General features: G+C 49.4%; 5 protein-coding genes. 1 reads left to right on the top strand and 4 read right to left on the bottom strand.

Going from position 1 to position 6,150, the window contains the following annotated elements; translation table 11 throughout:
• Positions 1 to 1,316: hypothetical protein (locus tag AC2JF6_RS05160; protein ID WP_500729699.1), on the bottom strand; the 1,316-nt coding region annotated here is incomplete at its 3' end.
• A 145-nt stretch (positions 1,317 to 1,461) separates the two neighbouring features.
• Positions 1,462 to 2,808, bottom strand: coding sequence for a 23S rRNA (uracil(1939)-C(5))-methyltransferase RlmD (gene rlmD / locus AC2JF6_RS05155; protein WP_500729698.1), 1,347 nt, complete (start codon positions 2,806 to 2,808; stop codon positions 1,462 to 1,464).
• Between the two features lie 172 nt (positions 2,809 to 2,980).
• Between rlmD and AC2JF6_RS05150 the strand changes: the two genes are divergently transcribed.
• A complete protein-coding gene (locus tag AC2JF6_RS05150) occupies positions 2,981 to 3,688 on the top strand; it encodes a Bax inhibitor-1/YccA family protein (RefSeq protein WP_500729697.1) in 708 nt (235 codons plus the stop codon).
• Between the two features lie 73 nt (positions 3,689 to 3,761).
• Here the strand turns inward: AC2JF6_RS05150 and AC2JF6_RS05145 are convergent, their stop codons facing one another.
• A complete protein-coding gene (locus tag AC2JF6_RS05145) occupies positions 3,762 to 4,682 on the bottom strand; it encodes a diacylglycerol kinase family lipid kinase (protein WP_500729696.1) in 921 nt (306 codons plus the stop codon).
• A 37-nt stretch (positions 4,683 to 4,719) separates the two neighbouring features.
• Positions 4,720 to 6,150 (bottom strand): Asp-tRNA(Asn)/Glu-tRNA(Gln) amidotransferase subunit GatB, encoded by a 1,431-nt coding sequence (gatB, locus tag AC2JF6_RS05140; protein WP_500729695.1) that lies wholly within the window; start codon positions 6,148 to 6,150, stop codon positions 4,720 to 4,722.

Raw genomic sequence — 6,150 nt, 5'->3', positions numbered from 1 at the left:
ATACTATACGAAATATTGTCATTATTATTTAGACTATTTCTTATAATATTCTGTAACTCTGAATTTCTATAATTTTCACTAATACTATTAATAAATAATTGCGGAAAATAGTTTACACGAAACTCATCCTTTAATTCTGTCTGATCTCCTAAAAACAAATTAGTTTTAATATTCAAACCACTATAGTCTGTTAAGCTATATTCACCTACACTATTAATCTTTTTAAAATTTGTTTTTCCAGCTGTCCTAGCTATTTCATACAGAAGAATTGATTTTCCTGAAGACTTCCCCCCAATTATTACGTTTAAACCAGGATTAAAGTCAATATTTTTTTGAAATGTTTTTTTACCTGAATTATCAGCAGTGTCAAAATCATCTATCCTTATTGACCTAATCCATTGATTTCCACTTATTTTAAGTGGAATCTTGGATAAATACCTAGACTCTTCAACTCTTCTTTCTGGTTCAAACTTTGTTTGCAATAGACCATTAAAAGAAGGTTCTGCTTTTATCCATGTCCATTTTTTATTAAATTCTCCGTTAAAGCCATGAGCATCGGAGCCCTGAAAACATGGTCTTGGTCCACCTAAATATTTAAATAAATATTCCCTTTCTTTTGAGTTACCATTACCTCTAAAGTAATCTATTGTTCTTTGACTTGTTGTAAATAATGCATCGCTTTTAAAAAGTATATCTTTCCTCACTCCCCATCCTTGACTGTCTTTCACCAAAGTGTTTACACCATCACTATTATCTCCGGCGACTATTCTAAAATATTTACCATTGAATTTTTGATTGTTCCGCAATGTACTATCAATTTCTTCAACGTTTGCTTTGAATAGAGTTATTCCCTTTCTATATGCTTCTTCATCACTTTTTTCTTCAAATCCCTTACCTAATTGAATCATCTCATTTTTTGTACAATTATACCTATTATTTCCACATTGAAATGATAGTTTACTTAAAAATAAAGGCTCGATGTAATCGGCAACTTCAGGATCAAAAATAATATGATAATTTATAAATCTATTTTCGTCGGCTCCAACCGATAGTCTTACTTCTACATTAGGAAAAATCGCTTTTATATTTTTTAAGCGTCCTTTGTTTTTGTATTCCATAACTTTTTTATAGCCAGATATCGAATAATAATTTGTTATTCCTAATACATCAATATCTGATTTTTCTATATTAGCAATAAATTTTTCCCATACATCTTCTTTATTTTTATCCCCATACTGATTATTTAAAACAGAACTAGGATCGTGTAAGTGTAAATCCCATCTTAACCATTTATTACCACTAGTGTATTTAAGCATTTATTTACCTCGCATTAATAAATTGTTTATAATTCCACATTTTAATTATAGCGCCTACACAAAAGTGACTCAATATTAATACAAAAATCGCCATCTTAGAGCCATAATCCATAGCTCTAAAATGACGACTTTTAATTATTCAGCTTTACCTCTTCTCCAGCACCGTCACGGCTTCCACGTGCGGGGTCTGCGGGAACATGTCGACGGGGTCAATGCGGCTGAAGGTGTAGCCGTTGTCCTTGAAGGTCTGCAGGTCGCGCACGAGCGTAGCTGGGTTGCAGGAGACGTAGACGATCTTCTTCGGGTTGGTCTTGACGGCGGCCTCGATGAACTCGGGCGTCAGGCCCTTCCTTGGTGGATCAATGAAGATCACGTCGGCCTTCATCCCCTTGGCGGCCCACTTTGGCATAACCTCCTCGGCTTTGCCGGCAACGTACCGGGCGTTGTGAATGTCGTTCAGTTCGGCGTTGTTGTTGGCGTCCTTGACCGCATCGCGCACGCTCTCGATGCCGCGCACGGCTTCGACGTGCTTGGCAACGGACAACCCGATGGTGCCGATGCCCGAATAGGCGTCGATCACGGTGTCGGTGGGTTCAAGGTCGGCCTGCTTAATGGCCAAATCATACAGGCGCGGCGTCTGCAGCGAGTTGATCTGGAAGAAGCTTTCCGGCGAAATGCGGAACTTGACGTCGCCGATCTGGTCGGTGATCTGCGGCTTACCGAAGATCAGGTAGTCAACCTTGCCCAGGATAACGTTGGTTCGTTTCGGGTTGTAGTTCAGGACCAGGCTGGTCACACCCGCAATTGCCTTGATGTCCTCGGCCACCTTAGGCAGCTGACGGAAGTCCTTGTGCAGGCAGACCAGGATCACCATGATCTCGCCCGTGGACTTCGAGCGGCGCACGTCCAGGTAGCGGACCTCGCCCTTGTTGTGAATCTCGTCGTAGGCCGGCACGTGGTTTGCACGCAGGATGTCGCGCACGGCGACCAGGACGCGGTCGATCTCGGGGTCGGTCGTGAAGAAGTTGGTCAGGGGCACCAGGTCATGCGAGTGCCGGCGGAAGAAGCCGATGTCGAGCTGGCCGTCCACCTCGCGCACCGGCACCTGGGCCTTGTTGCGGTAACCGGTCTGCTCCGGGCTCGCCAGCGTTTCGCCGACCTCCACGTTGTCCATGTGTGCCTTTTTAAGTAAATTGACCACCTGCGTGCGCTTGAACTCGAGCTGCCTGTCGTACTTGATGTGGGCCAGCGACGCCAGGCCCGTCTGCACCCACTCGTTGAGCTTGATATTGACGCGGTCCGGGCTTTCCTTGATGATTTTTTCAATCTTGGCGAAGGCGAAGTGCTTCTTCACCTTCAGGATCTTGGCGCTGACCGTCTCGCCCGGCAGTGCGCTGGTGACGAAGACCGTCATCCCCTCGTAGTGGGCCACGCCCATCGCTTCGTATGACAAGTCGGTAATTTCTAATTCGATAATTTGGTTCTTTTCCATAATCTGTCCTTTTTTACAAACACTAGTTAACATACCTATTCTACTAGAAATCGCGGCAAAAGTAATTACCCGCGCCACCCTAAATATTGCCTTAAGGTGATTCGTTTCCCTTCACTATGCACTCTTAATATGTTAATTTAGGTACAAACATCAAAAAGAAAGGACGTACTCTATGAATAATTTTGATACTAATCCTGGCAGGCGCCAAGTCCGCTCCATTTCCGAAACCAATGGTTTTTTGACCAAAATGTACGCGCTGATGGGCGCTTCCGTGCTGATTTCGGCACTTGTGGCCTACTTGACCATGACGACCTTCCGCAGCGCCGTGATGGGCATGCCGGTCAGCATCATGTGGCTGCTGCTCTTCGTGCCCTTTGGCCTGTCCTGGGGCATCAGCGCCAAGGCCAACCGCAACCCGGTGGCCAGCCTGATTATGCTCGGTTTTCTGGCCGCGATCTATGGCTTCGAATTTGCGCTGATTGCCGGCTTTTACACCGGCTCGCAGATCACTTCTGCGTTTATCTCGGCCTCAGCGGTCTTCATCGCGATGGCCGCGTTTGGCACCTTTACCAAGCGGGATTTGTCCAACTGGAACTCCTACCTGAGTGCCGCACTGATTGGCTTTTTGGTGGCCTGGGTGGTCAACATGTTCCTGCGCAGCCCGGCCGTCACCTACATCTTCTCCTTCATCGGCGTGATTATTTTCACCGGCCTGATCGCCTCTGATGCCAACAAGATGAAGGTCATCTACAACAATTATGGTGCGCAAGTGTCGTCCAGCGGCCTCGCCGTTGTCGGCGCGCTGCAGCTCTACCTGGACTTTGCCAACATCTTCTTGTTCCTGCTGGAGATCTTCGGTGGCAACAGCAGCCGCAACTAGTCACTAATAAAAAAATTATCCAACATAAAAAAGCTGTTATTCCTTGAGGAATAACAGTTTTTTCGTTTGTCGGCTATTCGCCAACGTAGAATTCAATGCGCTGCTGCAAGTTTTTAAAGGTAACCGGGCAGTAGTCGCCAATCTCGCCGTCCAGGTTGACCGGCAGCTTTTGACCAATGCTCTTGCCAAGCAGCTCGATCTGCAGGCTGCGCGTCTTGGTGTAGATGACTTCCGGATCATCAACGTGCTTGCCGTTCATGGCCAGTGCCATCAGCTTGAGCAGCTTGACCGGGTCGGCGGGCTTCACGATAATCAGCTGAAAGAGGCCATCGCTCAGTTCGGCGTCGGGCATGATCTGCTCGAAGCCGCCAATCGAATTGGTCATGCCGAGCAGCAGCATCGACAGCTTGCCCTCGTAGACGCCGTCATCGTAGGTCAGCCGCAGTTCGTTCTCGGTCAAGTGCGGCAGCATCTCTGCACCCTTGATCAGGTAGGCGGTGTAGCCCAGGGCCGACTTGACCTCGGACGGAACACCGTAGGTCAGTTCGGTGAGCGAGCCGCAGGCCGCGATGTTGACGAAGTACTGCGTCTCATTGCTGAAGGTGGCCTGGCCGATGTCCATCTTGCGCGTCTTGTTCTTCAGAACCACCTTAATCGCGTCTGCGATATCATTGCGCGGAATGTGCAAAGCACGCGCGTAGTCGTTGGTCGTGCCCGCCGGAATAATGGCCATCTGCGGCCGCTTTTCTAAAAAAGCAATACCGTTGACCACCTCGTTGATCGTGCCATCGCCACCGGCGGCAACAATCAGGTCAAAGCCCTCACTAGCCGCGCGGGTGGCCTCTTTCTGCGCGCTCTGCGCCTCCGGCGTGGTTCTGAAGGCACTCGCCTCGTAGCCCGCCTGCTCCAAAACATCCAGGATATCGGCAACATTTTTAGGCATCTGTTCGTGACCGGACACAGGATTATAGATCAATCGTGCTTTTTTAGTCATAATTACTACCCTTTACTCAATTACTATAAAAACTTACTTACCGCTTCTGCAGTTCCTTGTTCAAGAGTTGGTTGATCACCTTAGGGTTGGCCTTGCCGCGAGTCTTCTTCATGATCTGACCAACCAGGTAGCCAATTGCCCGGTCCTTGCCGTTCTTGAAGTCTTCAACCGACTGCGGGTTATTATCAACAACTTCCTTGACCATCGGCTCCAGAACCGCGGTATCAGAAAGCTGAACCATGCCCTGGTCTTCGACGAACCGCTTCGGGTCGGTGCCGTTCTTAATCGTTTCGGCAAAGACCTTCTTGGCAATCTTGGACGAAATTGTGCCGTCCTTGATCAGCTTGATCATTGCGGCCAGGTGCTCAGGCGTAAGCTTAATGTCGGCCAGGTCGACGCGGTTGTCGTTGAGGTAACCATTAACCTGCGTGTTCATCCAGTTAGCCGCCAGCTGCGGGTCCGCACCCGCGGCCACCGTCTCGTCGTAGAAGTCGGAACTTTCCTTGGTCTGCAGCAGAACCTCGGCGTCGTAGTCCTTGAGGCCAAACTCGCCGGTATACTGCTTGTAGCGGTCTTCCGCCGTCCGCGGCAATGTGGCCTTGATCTCATCGATCCAGTCTTGGCTGATGTGGTCGGGCGCCAAATCGGGCTCTGGGAAGTAGCGGTAGTCGGCGTCGCCTTCCTTGACCCGCTCCAGAACCGTCTTGCCCGTCGCATCATCAAAGCGCCGGGTGGATAATTGGACGCGGCCGCCGGACAATAGCACTTGCTCCTGCCGCTTTTGCTCGTAGGCTAGCGACTTGCGCACGTGCTCAAAGGAGTTCAGGTTCTTCATCTCAACCTTGGTCCCCAGTTCCTTTTGCCCTGCCGGACGGATGGAGATGTTGGTGTCGACCCGCATCGAACCCTCTTCCATCTTAACGTCGGAAGCACCGGTGAACTGCACGATCTTGCGCAGTTTTTCCAGGTAGGCGTAACCCTCGTCCGGGTCGGAAATCTCGGGTTCGGAAACGACCTCGAGCAGCGGCACGCCCTGCCGGTTCAGGTCAACGTAGGAAAAGCCGTTGGTACCGTGGGTGTTCTTGCCGGCATCCTCCTCGATGTGCATTTCGTGGATGCCGATGCGCTTCTTCTTGCCGTGCACCTCAATCTCCACGTAGCCGTCGCGGGCCAGCGGTTGGAAGAACTGCGTAATCTGGTAAGCCTTTGGGCTGTCCGGGTAGTAGTAGTTCTTCCGGTCAAAGTGGGTCGTGGGCAAAATGTGGGCGTGGGTGGCAAGCGCCACCATGATGCCGAGGCGGTAAACATCCTTGTTCACGTACGGCAGAACGCCGGGCATCGCCCAGTCGATCACGTTGGTTTCCGTGTTTGGCTTGGCACCATAGCTTACTGGTGAAGGTGAGAAAATCTTACTCTTAGTTTTTAATTCGAAGTGAACCTCGAATCCAATCGTTGATTTAAAATTCAT

Source organism: Lactobacillus sp. XV13L, assembly GCF_059900875.1.
Note: the sequence above shows the minus strand (reverse complement) of the source record. Positions and strands in the feature narration are given on the sequence as shown.